A 23,875-nucleotide genomic window follows, 5' to 3' on the forward strand; every position below is an offset into this window, starting at 1 on the left:
CTCCAAATGTTCTAAATATCCAAATATGCAACCCGTCGCCGTGCGGTAACGTTGCCGCCTCCGGTCGCCAAAATCCGATCTATCGCATCACTTAACGGTTCAAACGCCACTTTCATATGGTACCCGTTCGCGTGCAACAAACGGGTTTCATCCCACATCAATCCAACATGACCTTTCCAAAAAATCAAATCACCGCGTTGCAGCCCCCCATGTTCAGGAATAATCACACCCAATGATTTTTCCTGTGCTCCACTATCCGCTGGATGTGCAATTTTCGCAGATCGCATTGCCGCAGAAACCAGACCCGAACAATCAATACCATATTGTGAATTTCCACCCCACAGATATGGAACACCCAAATAACGTTCCGCCGTGCGCACAAAATCAGATTCAACAATCGCAATGGATTCTATTTGGCCTTGATGGACAAACCCACCTCCCGCCAATTCGGCGAAATCCCCCGCCTCGTCAACGACGGTCAATTCTGCCTGAAACGGAAAGTGGTGCGAAGGAATGGTTTTGATATCAGGCCTTTCATAAACATGTGCACCCATATCACGCACACGCACGGTCGGATCGGCCCAACCCGCCAGATGTTTCATTTGAATATAACCCGCATATCCGTCCGAGGAACGCGTGCCTTTGGCCCAACCATCCGTTTCATTCGAAACAACAAAACCTTCGCCGCTCAACAATTGGCGCTCTAATCGACCATTGGGGATATCCAATAAATTCGCAACAGGCGATGCGATGCGGCGCAGATCAGCCATATCGTTTCGCAATCACATCAAACATCGCGCGCGCGGATTGACAGGCACCACCTTTGCTACGCCCTGGTTTCGCGCTTGGCGTCCAGCCATACACATCCAAATGCACAAACGCGTCAGTGTGTTCAACAAAGCGACGCAGAAATAATGCCGCAGTGATTGCACCAGCAAACCCACCTGCAGGTGCGTTATCTAAATCAGCCACATCAGGTTCGATCATTGGCTCATAAGGTTCCCAAAACGGCAATTGCCACAATGGATCGGCGACGCGTTTGCTACTTTTGAATATTTGCTTTGCCAGTTTTCGATCATCAGTAAAAAATGGTGGTACATCAGGGCCAAGTGCCACACGCGCAGCACCGGTTAATGTTGCGGTACAAACCAACAGGTCGGGTTTGTCTTCGTCGGCCAACGCAAGTGCATCGGCCAATACCAATCGCCCCTCGGCATCGGTATTATTGATTTCTACGCTCATTCCCTTGCGGCTGGTCAATATGTCTTGTGGTCGATACGCACCGGCAGAAATCGAATTTTCAACCGCGGGTACAAGAACGCGCAAACGCACGGGCAATTTCATCGCCATAATCATATGCGCCAAACCCATCACCGTGGCGGAACCGCCCATATCCTTTTTCATCAAACCCATCGATGCGCCGGGCTTGATATTTAGTCCACCCGTGTCAAAACAAACGCCCTTGCCCACCAATGTGATCGTGGGGTGATCGGGTTTGCCCCATATCATATCCAACAAGCGCGGCGCTTGATCCGATGCACGTCCAACTGCGTGGATCATGGGAAAGTTTTGCGCGATCAGATCATCGCCCTTGATCACTGTTGCGGTCGCGCCGTGCGATTTGGCCAAATCCAGAAACGCTGTTTCCAATGCGTCTGGCCCCATATCGTTTGTTGGTGTGTTGATCAAATCGCGGGTCAAAAAATCCCCTGCGGCCTGTGCCAAAAGCGAGCCTTGGTCCACCGATTCATGCGGGCGCAACATTGCAACAGCCCCTTTTTTTGACGTGTAACGATCAAATGCATAGGCCGACAATAACCACGCCAACGCGGATTCGCTGTGCTCTTTTTCATCAAGCCCCGATGCGATTTCGTAAATACCTTGGGGTAATTTTCGCGCAACCACCGCCATATGAAACCGTCCACGCGCGCGGGTTTGTTTGTCACCCCAACCAGCAAGGGCAAATTCAATCGCACCAGACTGATCAGGTACCAGCAGCACCTGACCAAGCGCAGCGGTAAACTCTGTCGCCTTGACCCATTCCGCCACCCTTGCATCCGCATTTTTCAACCAATCCGCAAACGCATCGGTTTCCAAAACATGCAACGGAATTGCAGTGCCTTTTGGGGGTGCAAAACTTGGGGGGGTGTTTGTCATATTCGTCTCCTTGGTTAAGGGCAGACTATCTGAATTTTGCACCCCCGCAAGCGTTGCTAGCCAAAATCATCGTGAAAACGCAGAGCGTAGAATAGCGATGCTTCGCCGACACGCGATAAACGCGCAGCAATGGCATGAACCGTTGTTTTATCCGATTGCGAAATGCTGTTGGCCAGATTTTGCGCCACTGCCGCAAATTCCGCCAATCCAATTTGTTGACTGATGGCAATCAAACTGTTGGATATCCTTTGCACCTCTGACAGATTATGTTGCTTCAACTGGTTTTCCAGATTCCACAACCGATCCGATAATTCAAGAACCGCGCGCTCCACCACATCTTGGCAGTTTTGCAAACCCATTTCGCGTTGCAGTTCTACCAATATTTCAGGCCGAATTGCCGGCACTTCAGACATGCCAAGTTGCACAATATTTTGTGCAGTGTTCGATTTCATAGTCCCACCACTCCTTCTATGAACACGCAAGGTTTAAATTCCGAGGGTAAAGGCTTGGTAATTTCTGTGAATTCTAGTGCTTGAATAATACGCGCAAATTGACGAAAAAGGTAGAAATTTGAAAACGGGTTTATCGAAATGAAACGTATCGCACCACTTCCATCCAGTTTGATCAAACGCTATCACGGATGGCGCGCCACACAATTTGAAGAAAACAAAGCATGGTACGCCAGATTGGCAGACAAAGGTCAAACACCACGTACGATGGTTATTTCCTGTTGCGATAGCCGCGTTCACGTCACATCTGTGTTTGGTGCGGAAACTGGCGAATTTTTCATTCACCGAAATATCGCAAATTTGGTGCCACCTTTTGCCCCAAACGAGGATTACCACGGTACGTCAGCGGCCATTGAATATGCGGTCACGGCACTGGGTGTAACCAATATTATCATTATGGGGCATTCGCTTTGTGGTGGGATAAAAGGTTGTCATGACATGTGTTCTGGCAAGGCACCAGAACTGGAAGAGGCATCAAGCTTTGTCGGGCGCTGGATGGATATTTTACGCCCAGGTTACAAACGCGTTGCAGAAGCAGGTGGCGACGATGCAGATCAAATTTCCGCGCTCGAACGCGAAGGTGTGATGGTGTCATTGGAAAACTTGCTAACCTTCCCTTTTGTCGCCGATCGCGTCGAAGCAGAAGATCTGTCGCTTCATGGTGTGTGGATTGATATTCGCGATGGCCATATGGAAAATTTTGATCCAAACGCAAATAAATTCGTTACAATCTAAATAAATAAGCCCGCGAAATTCGCGGGCTTTTTCGTCAATCTTGACCGTGTTATTTTTTCACACGAAATGAGGTGTGGCATTCTTTGCAGGCGCCAAACGTGGCGTCCTTGTCACCGGCCGCTGATGCGGTAATCAGATTTTCCATAATGCCGTTAAACTGGTCAGAATCTGCCCAGACTGCTGGCAAGGCTTCTGTTTCCACGGAACCCATACCATCGGTATTTTCGGCAAATGCAACCTGTGCCTCTAGCGCGGCCTTATTGATTGCAGCAAAATCACCAGCCTTAGCGGCGGCACCCACTGCTTTCATTGCGGCTTGTCTTGCTTTGATGCTGTCATCAGCATCGGCAAACGCGGCTGTTGAAAATGCGGCAACTGCCAAACCCAAAATAATCTTTTTCATTCGAAACTCCCTGTTAGGTACTTCTCAATCGTTACGATAAACAAGGTTAACGCCCGATCAATATGTTTTTCACAACTTTACGTGATCGCCGATAAATCGCCTATTGCAACACTTTGGCACTTGGCCATGTCATGTCGTAACCTGTGTTCAATGTTTGCGTCGCATTTGGTTGCATATCGAAATCCCAGCGCAACACACCACGTTTACCATCGATTTCACGTTCGGTTGGCTTTGGTGATAAAACTTCTTTGATCACCAAATCTTCGGATTCTGAAACAGGAATGTTGTCAAAGATGCGCAAATCAATTGCGTAATCAAGCAGGCTGTTAATCTTGGTTTCATAGCGAAGTTGTAACGAATTTGACGATGTGATGATGCCACGATCACCATCCGCACGGCTCACGGTGCGCCGTTCAATCAGCAACCCATCAATAGGGCCAAGTGCCAGATCAATGCTATCCCCTGCGGTGATCGCGGGGAATTGTCCCTCGCCCATATATGCACCGTCACGGTAAATCTGCGCACTCCCTGCCAACAGATTTCCACCTGTTTCGTTTTCAAGTTCGGCATATAAAAATGCCTTTTCATCACGCGCGGCATTTGCCTGCGCAAATAAATCAACCGGAATGTCGATTGTATCGATTTCAAACACGGCGCCGCTGTTGTTGCTGCTGATCATGGTCACAAGGGCATTCAGTTCAAATTCGATTGTTTGCCCTTTGATACGCTCACCCACATTGGGCGTTGGCGCGTCCTCTGCCATGGCCATCATGACTTCTGCCTCTTGGGGCGCCATCATTTTATCGCTTAGTTGTCGCGAACCCATGCTTTTTTGCATAACCTGTGGATCAAGCAGACGTTTGATATCTGGCCATGGCATTGTTGTTTGCAATTCACCACCCAGATCCGCGGTGGACAATGTAACCGCCACATTTGCCCAATCTTCTCCTGTTGCCTGATACAGTGTTGCGCGCCGATCTATAGATAATGTGCCAGCGGCGGCCTCTTGTGCGACGTGCAGGTTATATTTGGGCGACCACGCAATTGCATGGCTTACATATTTCATTTGTAACGGACCCACATATGGTCGTTCCGCGCGCAGGGTTAATGTGACCTCTGCCTGATCCGTCGCAATTGGTTTTGTGATCGCGTCCAATGCTTGGCGTGCATTATCACGCGCCTTGACCAGATCAACACGCGTGCGTTCAGACGCGGCAATGCGCGTATTCGCGGCGGCAATTTCAGATGATGCTTTGGCAACCTCTGCCCCCAAGCTGGTAACAACCGCGCTAAGCTGATCCGATGTTACGGCACCGTCTTTGGGGAATACGCCCGCTTGACCGCTGGCCATTGATCGCAAAAATTCGAGCCGTAAGTTTGCCGATTGCAGTGCAGCGCGATCATTCGCAACGCCCAGATCAAAATCCGCCAGTGCATTTTCCGCCGCAATCAACACCGACTCGCGTTGTTTGTATTGCGCAGTTTCTTCAACAACATTGGGTTCCAATCGATCATTGCGCAATGCAGTTGAAATCAACGTCACCCCACTATTTTCTGCAAAGTCAAATTCCAAGGCATTGGTTTCGATCCACGCGCGATTACCGCGCAATGTCACCGTATGCACACCCGCTGGCATGTCCAAGTCCGCAACTCGCGTGATGGCCCCACCGCGTGTGTATGCCGTGACAGATTGCACAGCACTCTCTGGGTTATAATCATCGGCAAAGCTGGTGCTGCCCAACAATGTGACGGCAAGTGGGAAAAGAAAACGCATATGGAATACTCCGTTCAATACAATTTCCAACAGCCAAGCATAAAAAAAGGGCCAGAGAAACCCCCAGCCCTTTCTGATCAGCACTTTCGTGCCAAATCTGAAATATTAGCCTTTTTTCAAAATCCGACGGCCAAGCAATTCGGCGATCTGCACTGTGTTCAATGCAGCACCTTTACGCAGGTTGTCGGAAACACACCACAGATTGATACCGTTATCAATTGTGCTGTCTTGGCGGATGCGGCTGATATAGGTTGCGTATTCGCCAACGCATTCGATGGGCGTGATATATCCGCCATCTTCGCGTTTATCGACAACCATGATACCAGGTGCTTCGCGCAAGATATCGCGAACTTCGTCTTCGTCGATGAAGTCTTCGAATTCGATGTTGATGGATTCAGAGTGACCAACAAACACAGGGACGCGCACACAAGTGGCCGTCACCTTGATCGATTTGTCGACGATTTTTTTCGTCTCGGCGACCATTTTCCATTCTTCTTTGGTTGAACCATCTTCCATGAAAACATCGATATGTGGGATCACATTAAATGCGATGTCTTTGGTGTAAACTTTTGGTTCCACCTCTTGGCCAGGGACATATTTGCCCTTGGTCTGGTTCCACAATTCATCAATCGCTTCTTTGCCCGTACCAGACACAGCTTGATACGTGGACACTACCACGCGTTTGATTTTCGCACGGTCATGCAACGGTTTCAGTGCCACAACCATTTGCGCAGTTGAACAGTTCGGGTTGGCGATGATGTTTTTGTTTTTGTAATCTTCGATCGCGTCTGGGTTCACCTCTGGTACAATCAAAGGGATTTCTGGGTCGTAACGATAAAGCGAGCTGTTATCGATCACAACACAACCAGCTTTGGCCGCGATTGGTGCGTATTTCTTGGTCGCATCAGATCCAACAGCAAAGAACGCCATGTCCCAACCCGTAAAATCGAACGTGTCCAAATCGTCCGTCTTATACGTCTTGTCGCCTAGCATCACTTCTGTGCCCTTTGATCGACGGCTTGCCAATACGGCCAGCTCATCAATCGGGAATTGACGTTCATCAAGAATGTTCAGCGTTTCGCGGCCTACATTACCAGTAGCACCCACGACAACAATACGGTAACCCATTTGAGGTCTCCTAAAGGTTATGGTTTTTGGACATGTCTGTATTAGACCTGCGCCTCTTACGCTGTTTATTTGTGTAGGAAAAGAGATAGCGCACAGGAAAACGCCGGATTCCACGCTAGCGTGACAATTTATGGCAAAAATCTCGGATAATTTCGTTCATTTCTACCGATTTGATCCGTGATTCTGTTATCGTGTAATGCGATTGTGAATATTCGCGGCATCGAATTATGATAACAAATTCCAAAAATCTAAGGTTTCAAAATGAAATGTATCTTATCTGGATTGCTGATATGTATCGCCAATATCACATTCGCAGGCGAAGCCGTTGTCACCAATGTCGTCGCCACCCCACAAAATGATAGTTATCGTTTCGATGTGACCTTGTCCCACACTGATACGGGCTGGGATCATTACGCCGATGGGTGGGGTGTTTATTTGGCGGATGGAACCGAACTTGGTTATCGCGAATTGTTGCATCCGCATGTGAACGAACAGCCATTCACCAGAAGCCTGTCTGGCGTTAAAATTCCAGATGGCACAACGTCCGTTACAATTAAACCACGTGACAATGTTCACGGTGTGGGTGCTGATTTTAAATTCACACTCCCATAATGCGCATCGCTGCCAAATATTGTGCACCTGCTCACTATTTTTCATGTCGCGAAAACCGATTTTTGCGCAAGTGAATTTCGTATTTTACGCCGCCGTGAAAACAATCTGACTATGTTTAAAATCTGTGCAGAAATTGCTTGCTCGGTAATTTTCTTTCGCTAGCATTTTCGAATGACAAAACATTCCATCACACTCGACGACAAATTTGACCTTAACCAAAACCGGATTTTTATCTCGGGAACTCAGGCGCTTGTGCGTCTTTGTTTGATGCAGGCGCAAAAGGATAATTTGGCTGGTTTTAACACCGCTGGTTATGTCACTGGCTATCGCGGTTCTCCACTTGGTGGTTTGGATCAACAATTTGGGCGCGCGAAAAAACATACCGACGCGGCAAATATCGTGTTTGAACCGGGTTTGAACGAGGACATCGCCGCCACTGCCGTTTGGGGCACACAACAAGCGCAGCTTCGCGGTGATGGGAAATACGACGGCGTGTTTTCGATGTGGTATGGCAAAGGCCCGGGCGTTGATCGTTCTGGCGATGTTTTCCGCCACGCCAATATGGCGGGCACGTCACCGTTGGGTGGCGCGCTGGTTATCATGGGCGATGACCACACGTGCGAAAGTTCAACAACAGCCCATCAAAGCGATTACGCATTGATGGACGCAATGATCCCAGTGTTTTACCCCGCAACAGTTTCCGAAATCTTGGAATACGGCCTGCATGGTTGGGCCATGTCACGATTTGCGGGTGTTTGGTGTGGCATCAAATGTGTCAAAGACAATGTTGAATCATCTGGTTCCGTTGATGTGCACCCCGATCGTTACAAAACGATTGTTCCCGATGATTTCGACATGCCAAAGGATGGATTGAATATCCGCCTGAATGACATGCCTGCAGTCCAAGAGGCACGAATGCATCAGCATAAATTCGATGCGGTGTTGGCATACCAACGTGCCAATGGATTGAACCATGTCACTTTGAATGGTGGCAAAAAACCCAAGATCGGGATCGTATCTACAGGCAAATCATATCTCGATGTCCTACAAGCACTAGAAGAATTGGGCATTGACGAAACCCGCGCCGCCGCACTTGGGCTATCTGTGTTCAAGGTCGCCATGCCTTGGCCGCTTGAACCCACAAGCATTGCCAAATTTTGTGAAGGTTTAGATCAAGTAATCATCGTCGAAGAAAAACGTGGCTTGATCGAGGGTCAGCTTCGCGAACAACTTTATGGTCAAAAAAACGCGCCCAGCATTATCGGCAAAAAAGACGAAAACGGTGCGCATTTGTTTCAGCCAGAAATGGCGCTCAACCCCATTCAAATCGCTGCCGCTGTTGGTGAACGCCTAATGGCGATGCCAAAGGGTAAATCGCTTGCCAACAAGGTTGCCGACCTTAAGGCGCGTATGGAGGTTTCCAAAATCGAATTGCCCGTTGCGCGCGGCGTGGTTTTTTGTGCTGGGTGTCCGCATAATTCATCCACCGTTTTGCCAGAGGGTGCGCGTGGCTATGCCGGAATTGGCTGTCACTGGATGGCGCAATTTATGGAGCGCAACGTCGAGGGTTACACCCAAATGGGCGGCGAAGGTGCCAATTGGATCGGGGAATCTAAATTTTCAAAAATCGATCATGTATTCCAAAATCTTGGCGATGGGACATTTAACCATTCTGGCCTGCTCGCATTACGTGCCGCTGTCGCATCGAATGTGAATATCACCTATAAAATTCTCTATAACGATGCTGTCGCGATGACCGGCGGGCAGACTCACGAGGGTGGTTTATCAGCATATGACATCGTTCGCGAAGTCATCGCAGCAGGCGTCAACAACGTTGAATACGTAACTGAGGATCCATCCCGCATTGATCGCGCACAGTTGGCGAGCGGTATCACCGTTCACCACCGCGATGATCTGATGAAGGTTCAAGAATCCATGACCACGCTCAAAGGTGTGAGTGTGTTGTTATACGATCAAACATGTGCCTCTGAAAAACGCCGCCGCCGCAAGCGCGGAAAAATGGCGGATGATCCACGCCGCATTTATATCAATCCTGATGTCTGCGAAGGTTGCGGCGATTGTGGTGAACAATCCAACTGTGTCGCCATTCAACCGCTTGATACCCCATTGGGGCGCAAACGCATGATTGACCAATCTGTGTGTAACAAGGATTTTAGCTGTACCAACGGCTTTTGCCCCAGCTTTGTCACCGTTACCGGTGGTGTGCCGCGTAAAAATGCCGTGAAAAATCATGCCCTGCCAGATTTGCCAGAACCGGTGAACAAGGCCGCGCTTGATAAAACCTATTCCATATTGGTGACGGGTGTTGGCGGTACGGGTGTTGTCACAATCGGTGCGCTGCTTGGTATGGCCGCGCATTTGGATGGTAAGGGCAGCGGCATTATTGATATGGCAGGTCTTGCGCAAAAGGGTGGTTCAGTCTTTTCACATGTGAAACTCGCGCCCAGCCCCGAAGACATTAAATCGATCCGCGTTTCCAGCGGCACCGCCGATTTGTTATTGGGTTGTGACGTAATCGTCAGCGCGGGTAATCCCGCATTGTCGACCCTGTCAAAAACATCTGCGGCACTGGTGAACACCCACGAACAAATGCCACGCGAATTTGCACAACATCGCGATTTCAAATTGCCCAGCAATCTGATGCATCGCCGATTGCTGGATACCGTTGGTGATGAAAACCTAACCATGTTGGATGCCAGCGACTATGCAACCAAACTGGTTGGGGATAGCATTGGCGCAAACCTTTTCATGTTGGGCGTCGCCTATCAAAAAGGTTTGATCCCGCTGGAACTGGATTCCATTTTGGATGCGATTGAAATCAATGGCATGGCTGTTGAAATGAACAAAACCGCGTTTACGTTCGGGCGCCAATGGGTGCTGGATAAATCATCCGTGGATGCGTTGTTACCACAAGTCGTGGCACCAAAACCCGAAACGCTTGATACCATCATGGCCGATCGTTTCGCACGGTTAAAAGATTATCAAAACGAGGCTTACGCACAAGATTATCGTGGGTTCATGGATGGCATCATCGCCAAAGGCGCCAGTGGAGATTTCGCCATCAGCGTCGCCAAACATCTGTTCAAATTGATGGCCTATAAGGATGAATACGAGGTTGCGCGGCTTTATTCCCTGCCATCGTTCCGCCAAGGGTTGGAACAAGCATTTACGGGTGATCTAAAGCTTAAGATCGCATTGGCACCACCAGTATTGTCGCGCTCAGACAAGGTGACTGGCAAGGCCAAAAAAATCAATTTTGGCCCTTGGGTACTGGCATTGTTCAAAGTCTTGGCAAAGGGTAAATCGCTGCGCGGTACGACTTATGATCCATTTGGATATACATCTGAGCGTCGCATGGAGCGTGGGTTAATCGCAACCTACAAGCAATCCATCTTGGATGTTCTTGATCAACAGATTGATCCTGAAACCGCACTTGAAATTGCCAATATCCCAGATGCGATCCGTGGATATGGTCACGTTAAACTGGCCGCGATTCAAAAGGCAGAAAAAACCCGCGCCGAATTACTGGCGCGGGCAAAAGATACCATTGATATCACAAAAACAGCGGCGCAATAATTTGCGCTCTGTATGGTTTAAACGTTTGCGTTCAATTCATTGATAATTGCATCGCCCATTTCGCTGGTACCGATGGCCTTGCCGCCATCTGCCTGCATCAAATCGGCGGTGCGGATACCCTTGGCCAGCACGCTTTCAACTGCTTTTTCAAGCATCGTTGCCGCGTCGCCCTGATCAAAGCTGTAACGCAGCGCCATCGCGAATGACAAGATACACGCACTTGGGTTTGCTTTGTTTTGGCCCATGATATCGGGTGCAGAACCATGTACCGGTTCATACATCGCCTTGGGGCGACCATTTTCCATTGGTGAACCCAAAGACGCAGATGGCAACATGCCCAAAGAACCCGTCAACATCGCCGCACAATCCGACAGCAAATCACCAAACAGGTTATCCGTCAAAATCACGTCGAACTGTTTGGGTGCGCGCACCAATTGCATCGCGCCATTGTCGGCGTACATATGGGACAATTCCACATCCGCGTAATCTGCTTGATGCACCTCTGTCACCACATCGCGCCACAAGATGCCGCTTTCCATGACGTTGGCTTTTTCCATGGAGCAGACTTTGTTGCCACGGCGTTTTGCCAATTCAAATGCAGAACGCGCAACGCGTTCGATTTCAGATTCTGTATAACGCTGTGTGTTGATCCCCACACGTTCGTTGTTTTCGGTGAAAATCCCACGCGGTTCGCCAAAGTATGAACCAGAGGTCAATTCGCGCACGATCATAATATCAAGGCCAGACACGATATCTTTTTTCAACGAAGAAAAATCCGCCAAAGCATCAAAACATTGCGCTGGGCGCAGGTTCGCAAACAGGTCCATTTCTTTGCGCAAACGCAACAAACCGCGTTCTGGTTTTACACTGAAATCCAGATCGTCGTATTTGGGGCCGCCAACCGCGCCCAACAATACGGCGTCAACCTCTTGGGCTTTGGCCATTGTGTCGTCGTGCAATGGTGTGCCATGCGCGTCATATGCTGCACCGCCGACCAAATCTTCGGATACGTCGAATTTCAAATCTTGTTTATCACCAAACCAATCGATGATTTTTTTCACTTCAGCCATAACTTCTTGGCCAATGCCATCACCTGGCAGGATAAGGAGAGAAGGGTTGCTCATTGATATGTCCTTTTGCTGTCGCAAACGGCCTAATGCCCAGCGCGCCAAGGGTCAAGGCTGTGATCAATTATGCTTGTTGTTTCGCTTGATTCATGCTGCGCATTTGGCTGGCCAAATATGCAACCTTTAGCAAAACAATACCACGCATCAGGGTCATCGCCGTGAACATCGCCCAAAAGCTGATAATCCAAAACGCGGAATGATGTGTGTAATTGTAGTTAAACGACATCCAATCCAATACCAGTTGTCCAACGCGCGGAATCAAATAGGGGGCGGCGAATGCCAATGACAGGCTTAACAGCGCAATTTGCGCCATACGCGATTCTGTTTTGCTTCCGGCTTGGGCGTGAAAGCTTGGCATATTCGGCCAAAGGTTGAACCCAGCATTGCTCAGCGGCCAACGTTGTAGCCATATCACCAAACAGAATAATAATGCGCTGAATATCGCGACAAATAATGCACCATGGGCAAGGATGATAAAGCTCTCGCGATCCGCGCCATCTGGCAAACGTAGGCTATTTGCCAATACCGTTGCGGGATCCCAACTATGTGCAAATGTTGCATTCGCACCCTGCGCAACAAAATCGACCAATTCAAAAATCGGCCCCATTTGATTGTTCGCATTTAAACTGGTGACGATAAACACAGCGATGAATGCATAAACCAATACTCGAAATCGGTTATAGGGAGGTGCATATCGAAATTCGATCAAGCTCGGCGTAAACGCCATATATTCGAAAAACACAACAATCCCTGTCACAAGTGCAAAAACAACAATAGCGCCAAAGTTGCCCGCATTCGGATCAGCCAGTATCGAGGACGGAAAAACAATCAAAAAGAATGCTATACCTGCTCGCAATAATGCAGAGAGAAACCGAAAAACCACCTTGTGTCCCCTTGTCTTTTCAGACCGAATTTTGATTGGATATGCGCATTAGTCCAACCGTAATCAATTTGAACTTTAATGGCATATTAGCGCGCAGTATTGTTGCGTCAATATTGCGTTAAGAAATATGGTCACATTTTGGACACAATTCGATAAAGGCCGCGCGTTGCGGCCTTTATACATCAGTATTTACACCCAAGGAGCTGATTTTTTGTATTTTTCTTCAAAGGTATCGATTGATTGAACCTTTTGCATCGTCAAACCGATGTCATCCAATCCGTTCAACAAGCAGTGTTTTTTAAAGCTATCGACCTCAAACTTAAATGCTGTCCCGTCTGTTGCGCTGATTGTTTGGTTTTCCAAATCAACACTAATGCGGGCATTTTCACCACGTTCAGCATCTTCCATCAGCACATCAACTTGTTCTTTTGGCAACACGATTGGCAAAATGCCATTTTTAAAACTGTTGTTATAAAAGATGTCGGCGAATGATGTGGATACGATCACTTTGATCCCAAAATCGCGCAATGCCCAAGGCGCATGTTCACGTGAAGAACCACAGCCAAAGTTATCGCCAGCAACGATAATTTCTGCTTTGCGGTATGCAGGTTTGTTCAAAACAAAATCTTCGATCTCGTTCCCATTGTCATCAAAACGCATTTCATCAAACAGGTTTGCGCCCAAGCCTGAACGCTTGATTGTTTTCAAAAACTGTTTTGGAATAATCATATCCGTGTCGATGTTAATCAACGGCATTGGTGCACCAACGCCTGATACATTTTCAAACTTTTCCATGTCTTAGGTCTCCTTACCTAATCGAAAATATCTTCCAACTCGTCCCATAATTCTTCTGCGATCTTATACAAAATACGCGATGTGTGTGACGGTTTTCTCGATTTCTTTTTGACTTTCTTTTTCTGCATTCCCAATTTTGAAAGCGCCCTTGGCGTTGTGGGTTGTGCAGAAATTTTTAACGGTTTCATTTCGTGGATGGGTGCGGCGCAATTTGCACAAGACAGCTCGTGGTGGTTCCCAACTTCGCGCAGGCGCAAAACAGTGCGGGAACCACAGAATGAACAGGTTGCTATCTTTGTTAAATCAGGCACATACCAACCCTAGTTGAATTCACGAATATCGGTGAGCTTACCCGTAACCGCCGCTGCCGCTGCCATTGCAGGTGACAACAGATGCGTACGCCCACCGCGGCCTTGGCGACCCTCAAAATTACGGTTGGATGTCGCCGCACAGCGTTCCTCTGGTGCCAATTGATCTGGGTTCATCGCCAGACACATTGAACACCCTGCCATGCGCCATTCAAACCCCGCATCGATGAAAATCTGCGCCAGACCTTCTTCTTCTGCTTGGGCGCGTACCAAACCAGAACCTGGAACAACCATTGCCCGCATTCCGTCTTTGATTTTCTTGCCTTTCAACACAGCAGCAGCGGCGCGCAAATCTTCGATGCGCCCGTTTGTGCAAGATCCGATAAACACCGTATCAATGTCGATGTCAGACAATTTTTGGCCGGGTGTTAAACCCATATATGCCAATGAACGCGCAACCGCGTCGACCTTGCCACCTTTGAAATCGCTTGGGTTTGGTACAACCGCATCAATTGGCAACACGTCTTCTGGTGATGTGCCCCATGTTACAGATGGTGCGATATCTTCGCCTGCGATTGTGATTACCTTGTCAAAATGCGCATTTTCGTCGGTATAAAGACCGGCCCAATTTGCCATGGCCGCATCCCAATCCGCACCCTTTGGCGCATGTGGACGACCCTTAACGTAATCAAAAGTTGTTTGGTCTGGTGCGATCAAACCTGCGCGTGCGCCACCTTCAATTGCCATATTACAAACGGTCATGCGACCTTCCATGGACAATTCACGGATTGCTTGACCACAATATTCGATCACATAACCAGTACCACCAGCGGTACCTGTTTCGCCAATCACAGTCATGGTGATGTCTTTGGCCGTTACACCTGGGCGCAAAGAACCCGTGATTTCGACCTTCATATTTTTGGATTTTTTCTGGATCAATGTTTGCGTGGCCAAAACATGTTCAACCTCTGACGTGCCGATACCATGTGCCAGCGCACCAAATGCACCATGCGTTGCGGTGTGGCTGTCACCACAAACAACGGTCATACCGGGCAATGTCCAACCCTGTTCTGGGCCAACGATATGCACGATCCCTTGGCGCACATCGGACACAGGATAATAATGAATGCCAAAATCCTTGGCGTTTTTATCCAGCGCTTCCACTTGGATGCGGCTTTCTTCGTTATCAATACCGTTCACACGATCCGTTGTTGTTGGAACGTTGTGATCAGGTACAGCAATTGTTTTTTCGGGTGCACGCACGCCGCGCCCCGCAATGCGCAAACCTTCAAAGGCTTGTGGTGATGTTACTTCGTGAACCAAATGGCGGTCGATATATAGCAAACATGTGCCATCATCGGCCTCGTGCGCGACATGCGCATCCCAGATTTTGTCATATAATGTTTTTGGCGCGGACATATCTGTCTCCCTCGCTAGAATTTCAAAAAGAGTCTTCGGGCTGGGTGGCGGATTACAGGTCCGCCAACACCGTCAGCCGTGCACCATGGAATCGCCACGGCAGGCGCGTTTTATCATCTATGTCGATAATCCGAGTCATAAACAGTCGATAAACCGAAATGCAGGTCACATTCAAGTGTCCAGCTTGCACCCCATGCGATAATCAGCATAGTTATCCACAAGCGTAGGAGCACAAATTGGCAGACGATATCATTGGTAAGGTTGCAGAAGCAGCCACAGTACAAAATGTAACCGATCAGGCCGTCGGGCTATTCGCCCTTGGCGAAAACCTAATCAATCGGTTGTCCAGTAAATGGAGCCTGTATCAAATCGGAATAATCATCGGTCTGATTGTGTTGTCTTATTTTGTGAAGCTCGTACTAAAACCCAAAATTCGCGCAGCGCTTGGAAATTTGCACGGGGTGCCAAAGCCCCTGTTGCGGATATTGGTTTTGCTCAATCAACGCATCGCGTTGATCCTGTTTGTACTGTTCAGTTGGATCGCTTATTTCATAATGCAGACGGCAACTTGGCCTAGCCGCAGCTATTTTATCGGGATTGTCGCATCGCTTGCCACCGCATGGGTGATCATTGCAGTTCTGACCAAACTGATAAACAACCGTACGATCCGCAAATTCGTTGCATGGGGTGCGTGGACTTATGCAACGCTTCAAATCCTTAATCTTTGGGATAAAACCGCAAACCTTTTGGAAACAATCGCAATTGATACGGGGGGGATTCGTATCTCGGTGATGATGGTTTTAACTGCCATTATTACGCTTGGGGTATTGTTCGCGCTGGCAAATGTGCTGAACCGATCTGGCGCACGTCAAATTCACAATGCCCAAGATATGTCACCTTCGATCAAGGCATTGCTGACCAAGGCATTGCAATTATTGCTCTACGGTGGCGCATTGCTGTTTTCGCTCCGCGCCGTTGGCTTTGATCTGGGCAGCTTGGCATTGCTCTCTGGTGCGATTGGTTTGGGTATCGGTTTTGGTTTGCAAAAAATCGTATCTAACTTGATTTCAGGCATCATAATCTTGCTTGATAAATCAATCAAACCGGGGGATGTGATTTCGCTTGATGGCACGTTTGGTTGGATCACACAACTGGGTGCGCGCTATGCGTCGATAACCACACGTGATGGGCGCGAATATCTGGTTCCGAACGAAGATTTCATCACAAACCAAGTCATCAACTGGACTCACAGCTCGGACTTTGTCCGCCTCGATATCCATTTTGGCGTTTCTTATGACAGTGACCCGCATTTCGTCAAAAAAATCGCAAGCGAAGCCCCCCTATCGGTCAATCGCGTCGTAAGCTCACCCGCACCTGTCTGCCACATCATCAATTTCGGCGACAGCTCGATTGATTTTAAACTCCGCTTCTGGATCAAGGATCCAACCAGCGGCCTAACCAACATTCGCGGTAATGTTTATCTCGCCCTTTGGGATACGCTGAAAGAACACGACATCGAAATCCCATACCCAAGGCGCGATGTGCATATGTACACGGAACAATCTCAGCGACCCGAACCAACAAAATTGCCCGAGGACTAGGCCAAAACCGCTCCTCCATTTTGTTTAAGTATCCGCTCACCGCAGGTGGCGTGCGCTATTGCGCACGCAATTGGGTTTTAAATCGATGCGCCGTTTTCAAAAAACATATCGGCGGGTCGGATATGCCCCGTCACGATATCACGGCGGTTTTTATCCGCGGGTTTCAATCGTTTCTGCACCATGGGATGGTTTTCATCCGCAACCCCCAATCGCACCAATAGCGCCGCCATTGCGGCTTCGCTCGCACGGGTGGCGCCATCTGCAATTTTCAATGCAACACCCAAACCACGTTCGGGCAAAATTGCGGTAAACACGCCTTCTGCACCTGTTTTCACAACCGTTCCATCGTTCATCGCTCGCATTAATTCGGTGCACGCACGGCCTTCGCCTGCTACCAATTCGGGATATTCTGCCATCGCAGCGGTCAACGCACGCGCGGCGTTTCCACGTGCAACTCCCATATCAGATGTCGGCGTCCCCATACGCGCCATCGCCATGGCAAGCCCACGCAAACTAATCGCCAAATTCGGCGCCGAACACCCATCGATCACGTGACCGCTAATATTTTCGCCTGCCATCGCTTCGGTTGCCTCTACGATTGCTTTTTGTACGGGATGGTCAATTTCGATATACTCTGACCCACCACTCAGATGTTTATTCAACGTCAGAAAGCCCGAATGCTTGCCTGAACAATTATTGTGACGCTGATCTGGCTTATCGCCAGCACGGATCATTTCAGAACGATACTCCAAATCGGCGGTGCATTGTGGACCACAACGTAAATCTTGCTCCGCCAAACCAATTTCACCCAACCAGGTTTCAACCGCATTTACATGGATTTTTGCACCCTGATGCGATGCACAAGACAGCGCCAACTGCGATGGGTTCAAACCAAATTTTTCTGCCGCTCCGCTTTCGATCAATGGCAAGGCTTGCAGCATCTTACATGATGACCGTGGCAGAATAATATCGCTGCTATCGCCCCACTGTGCGATAACATCACCGTTATGATCACACACAACCGCATGGCCACGGTGGACGCATTCCAAGAATTCGCCGCGCCAAACCTCTATTAAATCAACATATTTTGCCATTTTCGTGCCTTCTGTTTCATAAAACCCACGGTTGGCTTTTGGCACATTCAGGGGCTAGAAAACAGCGTTTCTTTTGCTATACTCACGCCAGATTCAAAGCCGTAAAACAAAAATGCGATCAGCATTCAATCGGCAAGGCAGTAGGGCTTGGAGGCCAAGTAGGCAGTATGACGAAAACTTTTTTAAAAAACCTTGGCGTTTTGACAGTCGCATCAATGATGTCTGTCAGCGCATCGGCACAAACATCAAATAACCTAGTAAACGCAAAAACGGATTGGTCCGTATTCCAAGAAAGCAATAAGTGCTGGATTGTGTCCGCCCCGAAATCAATCAAGATTACGCAAAACGGCAAGGACGTGACAGCAAACCGTTCAGCGATTTTGCTGTTTGTCACATATGACAAATCAACGGGTGCCGCGGGCGAGGTTTCATTCACCAGCGGATATCCCTTGAAACCAAACACACCTGTCAAAATGCAAATTGGTTCATCTGGTTACACATTGGTACCAGAGGGTGAATGGGCATGGCCTGCATCCACAGGTGACGACAGCAAAATCCGCGCATCAATGCGCCGCGGTGCAACAGCTGTGATCACGGGGCAATCAGCACGTGGTAAAACCACGATTGATACATTTTCTCTAAGCGGTTTTACCGCCGCATTGGATGATGCTCAAAAACGTTGCGGATAAAGATTTGGTGACTTTGCGCCGATGCGCTTGGTAACCTCTTCTTATTTTGTCTCGTTTACGATAAAGGCCACCATGCTCTCTGACTATGGGGGTCTTTTGATATAGGTGAAATATGACGGCAAATGCACCCATAACCCAAGATTTGTTGACGATTCCGCGCAAAGACGGCGAAGGTTCTTTGCCGAATCTGATCGGTATGCGCCGCGAAGCGTTGGGTGAGGCATTGGCCGGTATCGGTATTCCTGAAAAACAAATCAAAATGCGTGTTGGGCAAATTTGGGCGTGGATCTATCAAAAGGGTGTGCAATCCTTTGATGACATGACCAATCTGTCCAAGGATATTCGCGCCAACTTGGCACAGAATTTTGCCCTGACACGTCCTGAAATTGTGACCCGTCAAATTTCAACTGATGGGACGCGGAAATATTTACTGCGCATCAATGGCGGGCACGAGGTCGAGGCCGTTTATATTCCTGAGTCCGATCGCGGCACGTTGTGCATTTCATCACAGGTTGGTTGCACCCTGACATGTTCATTCTGTCATACGGGTACGCAAAAACTTGTTCGCAACCTGACTGCTGCCGAAATCATCGGCCAAGTATTGGTAGCGCGTGACGATCTGGAAGAATGGGGAAAACCTGCGGGTGACAAACGTCTGTTGTCCAACATCGTTTTGATGGGCATGGGCGAACCTCTTTATAATACCGATAATGTACGCGATGCTATGTTGATCGCAATGGATAACGAAGGCGTCGCCCTATCGCGCCGCCGCATCACATTATCCACATCAGGTATCGTTCCTGAAATCATCCGAGCAGGCGATGAAATCGGCTGTATGCTCGCCATCAGCTTTCACGCCACCACGGACGAAGTGCGCGATACATTGGTGCCGATCAATCGCAAACACAAGATTGCCGAACTGTTAGATGCTTGTCGCAATTACCCACGCCTATCCAATTCCGAGCGCATCACATTTGAATATGTCATGCTCAAAGATGTGAATGATAGCGACGAAGATGCGCGTCGTTTGGTGAAATTGATTGCGGGTATTCCCGCGAAAATCAATCTGATCCCTTTCAACCCATGGCCGGGCGCACCGTACGAGCGTTCCGACTGGGATCGCATCGAAACATTTGCAGATATCGTAAACAAAGCTGGCTATGCCAGCCCCGTGCGCACACCGCGCGGCGAAGACATTATGGCCGCATGTGGCCAACTTAAAAGCGCGACAGAACGCGCAAGAAAATCAGCGGCACAGATCGCAAAGGAAATTGAGGGATTATGAAACGACGTCGTTTTATTACGGGCGGCGCGATTGCAGCAATACTAGCAAGCGCGAACACCGCATGGGCCAAGAAAAAACCGCAGCGCGCCAAATTCAAAGTTTACAATGGGCCAGAGGTAACAGGCGTAATTATCTATAAAAAACGGCGCAAAATGAAGCTGCTTCATTTTGGTAAACCGTTGCGCGAATATGATATTGATCTTGGCTTTGCGCCCAAAGGGCACAAATTGCGCGAAGGTGATGGGCGCACGCCAGAGGGCCTTTATACGATCAATCGCGACAATCCGAACAGCAAATATTATCTGAGTTTGGGCGTTTCATATCCCAACAGCCGTGACCGCGCACGTGCTGCCGCCGCTGGCGTCAGCCCAGGTGGCGATATCTTTATCCACGGCGGTCCACGTTATCGTGGCGAGCGCAACAAAAAAGATTGGACACACGGTTGTATCTCGGTGTCAGACGCCGAAATGGAAGATATTTTTGCAATGGTAAAGGTCGGAACCCCGATCATGATTCATCCATAAATCGACAAATCATTTATACAATTGAGATGGGCATCAATTGCCCATCAATTGCGTCCACCAAATTTTGCCGTTCTTTTGTTGATACCATGAAATACCCAAATAACGTGCTGACGGGTCCATGATCACCTCGCGTGTTAGCGAATCCGCCATCCACGCATTCAGTGTTTGCAGGTCACCCTCAAACGTTTCTGAAATATTTTCACCCAACAAAGTACCCGAATATCCAGCACGGTTCACCCGATCAATTGGCGATGATCCGTCGGATCCAAAATGCCAAGGGCGATTTTGGCGTGACATGTCATATGAATGTGTTTTGGCGGCTGCGATCAATTGCGGTGACAATTGCACCGATTGCAATCCTTTTGCCGTACGCACACCATTCACCGCGTCCAAGTGACGAAACTGAATTTTGTTTTCATCGGCTGCGCTTATGCGGAACACCTTGGTGCCATCACCAGTTGTTTCAGTAACATCAGGGGTACAGGCGACCAGCATCAAACTGGCAAAAATCAGCGCAACAATTCTTAACATGACAATGTTCCTTGCATTAACCTGTCGATAATTACAGGCTTATTCGTGTAATTTCAAACACTAGATAGACCTAAAAGTAAGTTTAACAACAGTTTGATTTGAAATCCGATGAATTCGGCCTTAAATTGCCAAGATATCAGAAAAGGAATGTATTATGTCCGATAACGGTTCAAAAATCTCGCGCCGTGTATTTTCCGCAACTGCGGCATCAACGCTGGCCTTTGGCACATCTGCCTTGGCACAGGAAGACGCAGCCTTGGAAAATGACTTGCGATTGGAACAAACGCCAACGTCATCTGGCCGCGTTGTGCGCAATATTTCCAGTTTCACCACCAAAGAGTGGCAACCGTATTTCAGCAACCTAAACAGGGGCGCGGTTTTGGTTGATACCAAAAGCCGTGCGTTGCATTTCTGGTCTGCGGATGGGCAAACATATAAATTGTTCCCAACAAGCGTGCCTGCCACGCCCGAACTTACCCGTTTGGGGCGCACCAGCGTTATTCGCAAACGTGTGGGCCCCGATTGGCGCCCAACGCCATCCATGTTGAAACGCAATCCAGAATGGCCACCATACATTGCACCTGGCCCGGATAACCCGCTTGGCACACATGCGCTTTATCTTAGCTGGACTTATTATCGTATTCACGGCACGCATGACACGCGCAAAATTGGGCGTCGTTCATCCAATGGCTGTATCGGTTTGTATAACCGCCACATCGCAGAATTGTTCGACGACGTATCGGTCGGCACACAGGTTTTGTTGATCTAGGATTGGTAAATTTTGAATACGAAACGGCGCTCTACTCGGGCGCCGTTTCTGTTTTCAGCAATGCTTGCAACCCTGTTTTATAATCAGGAAATTTCAACGTCACGCCAAGCGCACGTTTGATCCGATCATTACGCACACGTTTTGATTCCGCATAAAAACTGCGTGCCATGGGGCGCATATCTGCGGTTTCGAAATCCTCTGGAATAGGCGCGGGAATACCCAACAGTTTTGCGCCATACGCGATCACATCTTGGGGTGGGGCCGCATCGTCATCACAAACGTTAAACACATTCCCCGCATCGGGGTTTCTCATTGATGCAATCACCACTTGTGCGATGTCATCCACATGAATGCGGCTAAACACTTGGTTTTTCTTAACGATGCACCGCGCTGTACCAGCGCGCAGTTTGGAAAATGGTCCACGCCCAACACCATAAATTCCCGCCAGACGGAATATCACCAGAGGCAAGCCAAGTGTCTGCCATTCCTGTTCCGCTGCTTGGCGATATTTACCGCGCTGTGTAGTTGGGTTCAGCGGTGTTTCCTCGTCCACCCAACCGCCATCGTGATCACCATAAACACCTGTTGTGGAAAGGTACCCCACCCATTCCAAGCGATCCTTTTGCGCGGCGATTTCATCGCTATATGCGTTCAAAACCGCATCGCCATGTTCGTCAGGCGCAACAGAGCTTACGATATGTGTGGCCTTGGTAATAAACGGGGTCAGATCGGTATCGGGCCAGATAATGGGAATAACGCCTTCGCCTTGCAAAACCCGTGCCTGCTCCACACTGCGCGTGGTGGCGTAAATCGTCCAACCATCACCAATCAAACCACATGCAATCGCGCGTGCAGAATACCCATGCCCAATGCTCAACAAAATCTTACTCATGCGCTCGCTCCAATTCATTTAACGCCCAGTTGGCCGCATCAACCACCGTTTCATCCCCGTCCGATACCAAGTGTTTTGCAATATCGCGTAAACCCGCATCGCCCGAATTGCCAATCGCATATAATACATTGCGAATGAATTGATTGCGCCCAATTCGTTTGATCGGATTCTTGGAAAACAATTTGCGAAATGCGGCGTCATCCAACATCGCCAATTCCGCCAATTTCGGCGCCGTCAATTCCGCTCGCGGGGCATATCCAATGTCACGGGCATCCTGTGCAAATTTGTTCCACGGACATACCGCCAAACAATCATCACAGCCATAGATACGATTACCCAGCAATGGGCGCAGATCAACATCAACCGGCCCTTTATGTTCAATTGTCAGGTACGAAATGCACCGCCGCGCATCCAATCGATACGGTGCAGGAAACGCATCTGTGGGACAGACATCCAAACAGGCACGGCATGATCCGCAATGATCCACCTCGCCTACATCTTTGGAAAAATCCACCGTCGTAAAAATCGCGCCCAGAAAAAACCAACTGCCCAGATCGCGCCCTACCAGATTGGTATGTTTGCCCTGCCAGCCAAGCCCAGCCGCCGCACCCAATGGTTTTTCCATCACAGGAGCAGTATCAACGAACACCTTAATCTCGGTTCCCGCAGCTTGTTCAATCAACCAGCGTCCCAATCGTTTCAGGCGCTTTTTGACCATGTCATGATAATCGCGGTTTTGCGCATAAACCGAAATCGCCGCGCGATCACGGTGTTGCAAAATATCCAACGGATCATGTTCGGGTGTATACGGTTCTGCCAGCATGATCACCGATTTTGCATCAGGCCATAATTTTGCGGGGTTGCCGCGCCAATGCATGCGCTCGGCCATCCATCCCATTTGCCCGTGCATATCAGAGGCGACAAACTCTTCCAATCGACTGGGCGCCAATGGGATTGCATCGGGCCCGCATATGCCCATCTTGGCAAAACCTTCTGCATATGCCCGCTTTTCCAGTGCATCACGCAGGGGTTGCACCCCATCA

The 23,875-nt window shown here is 49.0% G+C and carries 22 protein-coding genes; 8 read left to right on the forward strand and 14 right to left on the reverse strand.

The features are described 5' to 3' along the window. Positions 1–11: 11 nt before the first annotated feature. The 3 genes from IE094_RS05140 to IE094_RS05150 are packed head-to-tail and all read right to left on the reverse strand — an operon-like array spanning position 12 to position 2,609. Positions 12–770 carry a C40 family peptidase gene (locus tag IE094_RS05140; RefSeq protein WP_189639517.1) on the reverse strand — a complete coding sequence of 253 codons (759 nt, stop codon included), beginning with the start codon at positions 768–770 and terminating at the stop codon, positions 12–14. Further along, positions 763–2,157 carry a leucyl aminopeptidase family protein gene (locus IE094_RS05145; RefSeq protein ID WP_189639518.1) on the reverse strand — a complete coding sequence of 465 codons (1,395 nt, stop codon included), beginning with the start codon at positions 2,155–2,157 and terminating at the stop codon, positions 763–765. Before IE094_RS05145 ends, IE094_RS05140 begins: the two co-directional genes overlap by 8 nt. A gap of 56 nt (positions 2,158–2,213) precedes the next feature. Beyond that, a complete protein-coding gene (locus IE094_RS05150; protein WP_189639519.1) occupies positions 2,214–2,609 on the reverse strand; it encodes a hypothetical protein in 396 nt (131 codons plus the stop codon). Positions 2,610–2,747: 138 nt separating this feature from the next. On the opposite strand from IE094_RS05150, the gene IE094_RS05155 reads away from it, so the two are divergent. After that, positions 2,748–3,401: a carbonic anhydrase gene (locus IE094_RS05155; RefSeq protein WP_189639520.1), complete on the forward strand. Its 654-nt coding sequence runs from the start codon at positions 2,748–2,750 to the stop codon at positions 3,399–3,401. Between the two features lie 49 nt (positions 3,402–3,450). Here IE094_RS05155 and IE094_RS05160 read toward each other — a convergent pair whose 3' ends face one another. The 3 genes from IE094_RS05160 to IE094_RS05170 all read right to left on the reverse strand — a co-directional run bounded on the left by IE094_RS05160 (position 3,451) and on the right by IE094_RS05170 (position 6,706). Beyond that, complete coding sequence (locus IE094_RS05160; RefSeq protein WP_189639521.1) at positions 3,451–3,804, reverse strand: cytochrome c; 354 nt, start codon at positions 3,802–3,804, stop codon at positions 3,451–3,453. 100 nt (positions 3,805–3,904) lie between these two features. Beyond that, entirely contained in the window at positions 3,905–5,578 is a 1,674-nt protein-coding gene (locus IE094_RS05165) for a mucoidy inhibitor MuiA family protein (RefSeq protein ID WP_189639522.1), read from the reverse strand. A 105-nt stretch (positions 5,579–5,683) separates the two neighbouring features. Further along, the gene (locus IE094_RS05170) at positions 5,684–6,706 is read right to left on the reverse strand and encodes an aspartate-semialdehyde dehydrogenase (protein WP_189639523.1); all 1,023 of its coding nucleotides are present in this window, start codon (positions 6,704–6,706) and stop codon (positions 5,684–5,686) included. A 261-nt stretch (positions 6,707–6,967) separates the two neighbouring features. On the opposite strand from IE094_RS05170, the gene IE094_RS05175 reads away from it, so the two are divergent. Next, entirely contained in the window at positions 6,968–7,318 is a 351-nt protein-coding gene (locus IE094_RS05175; RefSeq protein WP_189639524.1) for a hypothetical protein, read from the forward strand. Between the two features lie 171 nt (positions 7,319–7,489). Next, on the forward strand, positions 7,490–10,915 hold the full coding sequence (locus IE094_RS05180; RefSeq protein WP_189639525.1) for an indolepyruvate ferredoxin oxidoreductase family protein: 3,426 nt from the start codon (positions 7,490–7,492) through the stop codon (positions 10,913–10,915). A 17-nt stretch (positions 10,916–10,932) separates the two neighbouring features. Here IE094_RS05180 and leuB read toward each other — a convergent pair whose 3' ends face one another. The 4 genes from leuB to leuC all read right to left on the reverse strand — a co-directional run bounded on the left by leuB (position 10,933) and on the right by leuC (position 15,447). Next, positions 10,933–12,039 carry a 3-isopropylmalate dehydrogenase gene (gene leuB / locus IE094_RS05185; protein ID WP_189639526.1) on the reverse strand — a complete coding sequence of 369 codons (1,107 nt, stop codon included), beginning with the start codon at positions 12,037–12,039 and terminating at the stop codon, positions 10,933–10,935. 67 nt (positions 12,040–12,106) lie between these two features. Further along, entirely contained in the window at positions 12,107–12,925 is an 819-nt protein-coding gene (locus IE094_RS05190; protein WP_189639527.1) for a hypothetical protein, read from the reverse strand. A 189-nt stretch (positions 12,926–13,114) separates the two neighbouring features. Next, on the reverse strand, positions 13,115–13,720 hold the full coding sequence (gene leuD, locus IE094_RS05195; protein WP_189639528.1) for a 3-isopropylmalate dehydratase small subunit: 606 nt from the start codon (positions 13,718–13,720) through the stop codon (positions 13,115–13,117). Between the two features lie 320 nt (positions 13,721–14,040). Next, positions 14,041–15,447, reverse strand: a complete 1,407-nt coding sequence (gene leuC, locus IE094_RS05200; protein WP_189639529.1) for a 3-isopropylmalate dehydratase large subunit — start codon at positions 15,445–15,447, stop codon at positions 14,041–14,043. 236 nt (positions 15,448–15,683) lie between these two features. Between leuC and IE094_RS05205 the strand changes: the two genes are divergently transcribed. Then, on the forward strand, positions 15,684–17,048 hold the full coding sequence (locus IE094_RS05205) for a mechanosensitive ion channel family protein (protein ID WP_189639530.1): 1,365 nt from the start codon (positions 15,684–15,686) through the stop codon (positions 17,046–17,048). A 77-nt stretch (positions 17,049–17,125) separates the two neighbouring features. Here IE094_RS05205 and IE094_RS05210 read toward each other — a convergent pair whose 3' ends face one another. Beyond that, a complete protein-coding gene (locus IE094_RS05210; protein WP_189639531.1) occupies positions 17,126–18,142 on the reverse strand; it encodes an asparaginase in 1,017 nt (338 codons plus the stop codon). A gap of 167 nt (positions 18,143–18,309) precedes the next feature. Here IE094_RS05210 and IE094_RS05215 point away from each other — a divergent pair, with 167 nt between their 5' ends. The 3 genes from IE094_RS05215 (at position 18,310) to IE094_RS05225 (ending at position 20,640) form a co-directional block, all read left to right on the forward strand. Beyond that, a complete protein-coding gene (locus IE094_RS05215) occupies positions 18,310–18,831 on the forward strand; it encodes an invasion associated locus B family protein (protein ID WP_189639532.1) in 522 nt (173 codons plus the stop codon). Between the two features lie 112 nt (positions 18,832–18,943). After that, entirely contained in the window at positions 18,944–20,116 is a 1,173-nt protein-coding gene (gene rlmN / locus IE094_RS05220) for a dual-specificity RNA methyltransferase RlmN (protein ID WP_189639533.1), read from the forward strand. After that, complete coding sequence (locus IE094_RS05225) at positions 20,113–20,640, forward strand: L,D-transpeptidase family protein (protein ID WP_189639534.1); 528 nt, start codon at positions 20,113–20,115, stop codon at positions 20,638–20,640. Before rlmN ends, IE094_RS05225 begins: the two co-directional genes overlap by 4 nt. A gap of 33 nt (positions 20,641–20,673) precedes the next feature. On the opposite strand, the gene dalA is transcribed toward IE094_RS05225, so the two are convergent. Then, entirely contained in the window at positions 20,674–21,171 is a 498-nt protein-coding gene (dalA, locus tag IE094_RS05230; RefSeq protein WP_189639535.1) for a divisome-associated lipoprotein DalA, read from the reverse strand. Between the two features lie 154 nt (positions 21,172–21,325). Here dalA and IE094_RS05235 point away from each other — a divergent pair, with 154 nt between their 5' ends. Beyond that, positions 21,326–21,940 (forward strand): L,D-transpeptidase, encoded by a 615-nt coding sequence (locus IE094_RS05235; RefSeq protein ID WP_189639536.1) that lies wholly within the window; start codon positions 21,326–21,328, stop codon positions 21,938–21,940. Positions 21,941–21,971: 31 nt separating this feature from the next. On the opposite strand, the gene IE094_RS05240 is transcribed toward IE094_RS05235, so the two are convergent. Next, complete coding sequence (locus IE094_RS05240) at positions 21,972–22,832, reverse strand: SDR family oxidoreductase (RefSeq protein WP_189639537.1); 861 nt, start codon at positions 22,830–22,832, stop codon at positions 21,972–21,974. Then, complete coding sequence (gene queG / locus IE094_RS05245; protein ID WP_373295857.1) at positions 22,825–23,859, reverse strand: tRNA epoxyqueuosine(34) reductase QueG; 1,035 nt, start codon at positions 23,857–23,859, stop codon at positions 22,825–22,827. The genes IE094_RS05240 and queG overlap by 8 nt, the downstream gene beginning before the upstream one ends. Between the last annotated feature and the right edge of the window lie 16 nt (positions 23,860–23,875).

The sequence above is a fragment of the Paramylibacter ulvae genome (genome assembly GCF_014652655.1).
GTDB classification, from domain to species: Bacteria; Pseudomonadota; Alphaproteobacteria; order Rhodobacterales; family Rhodobacteraceae; genus Amylibacter; species Amylibacter ulvae.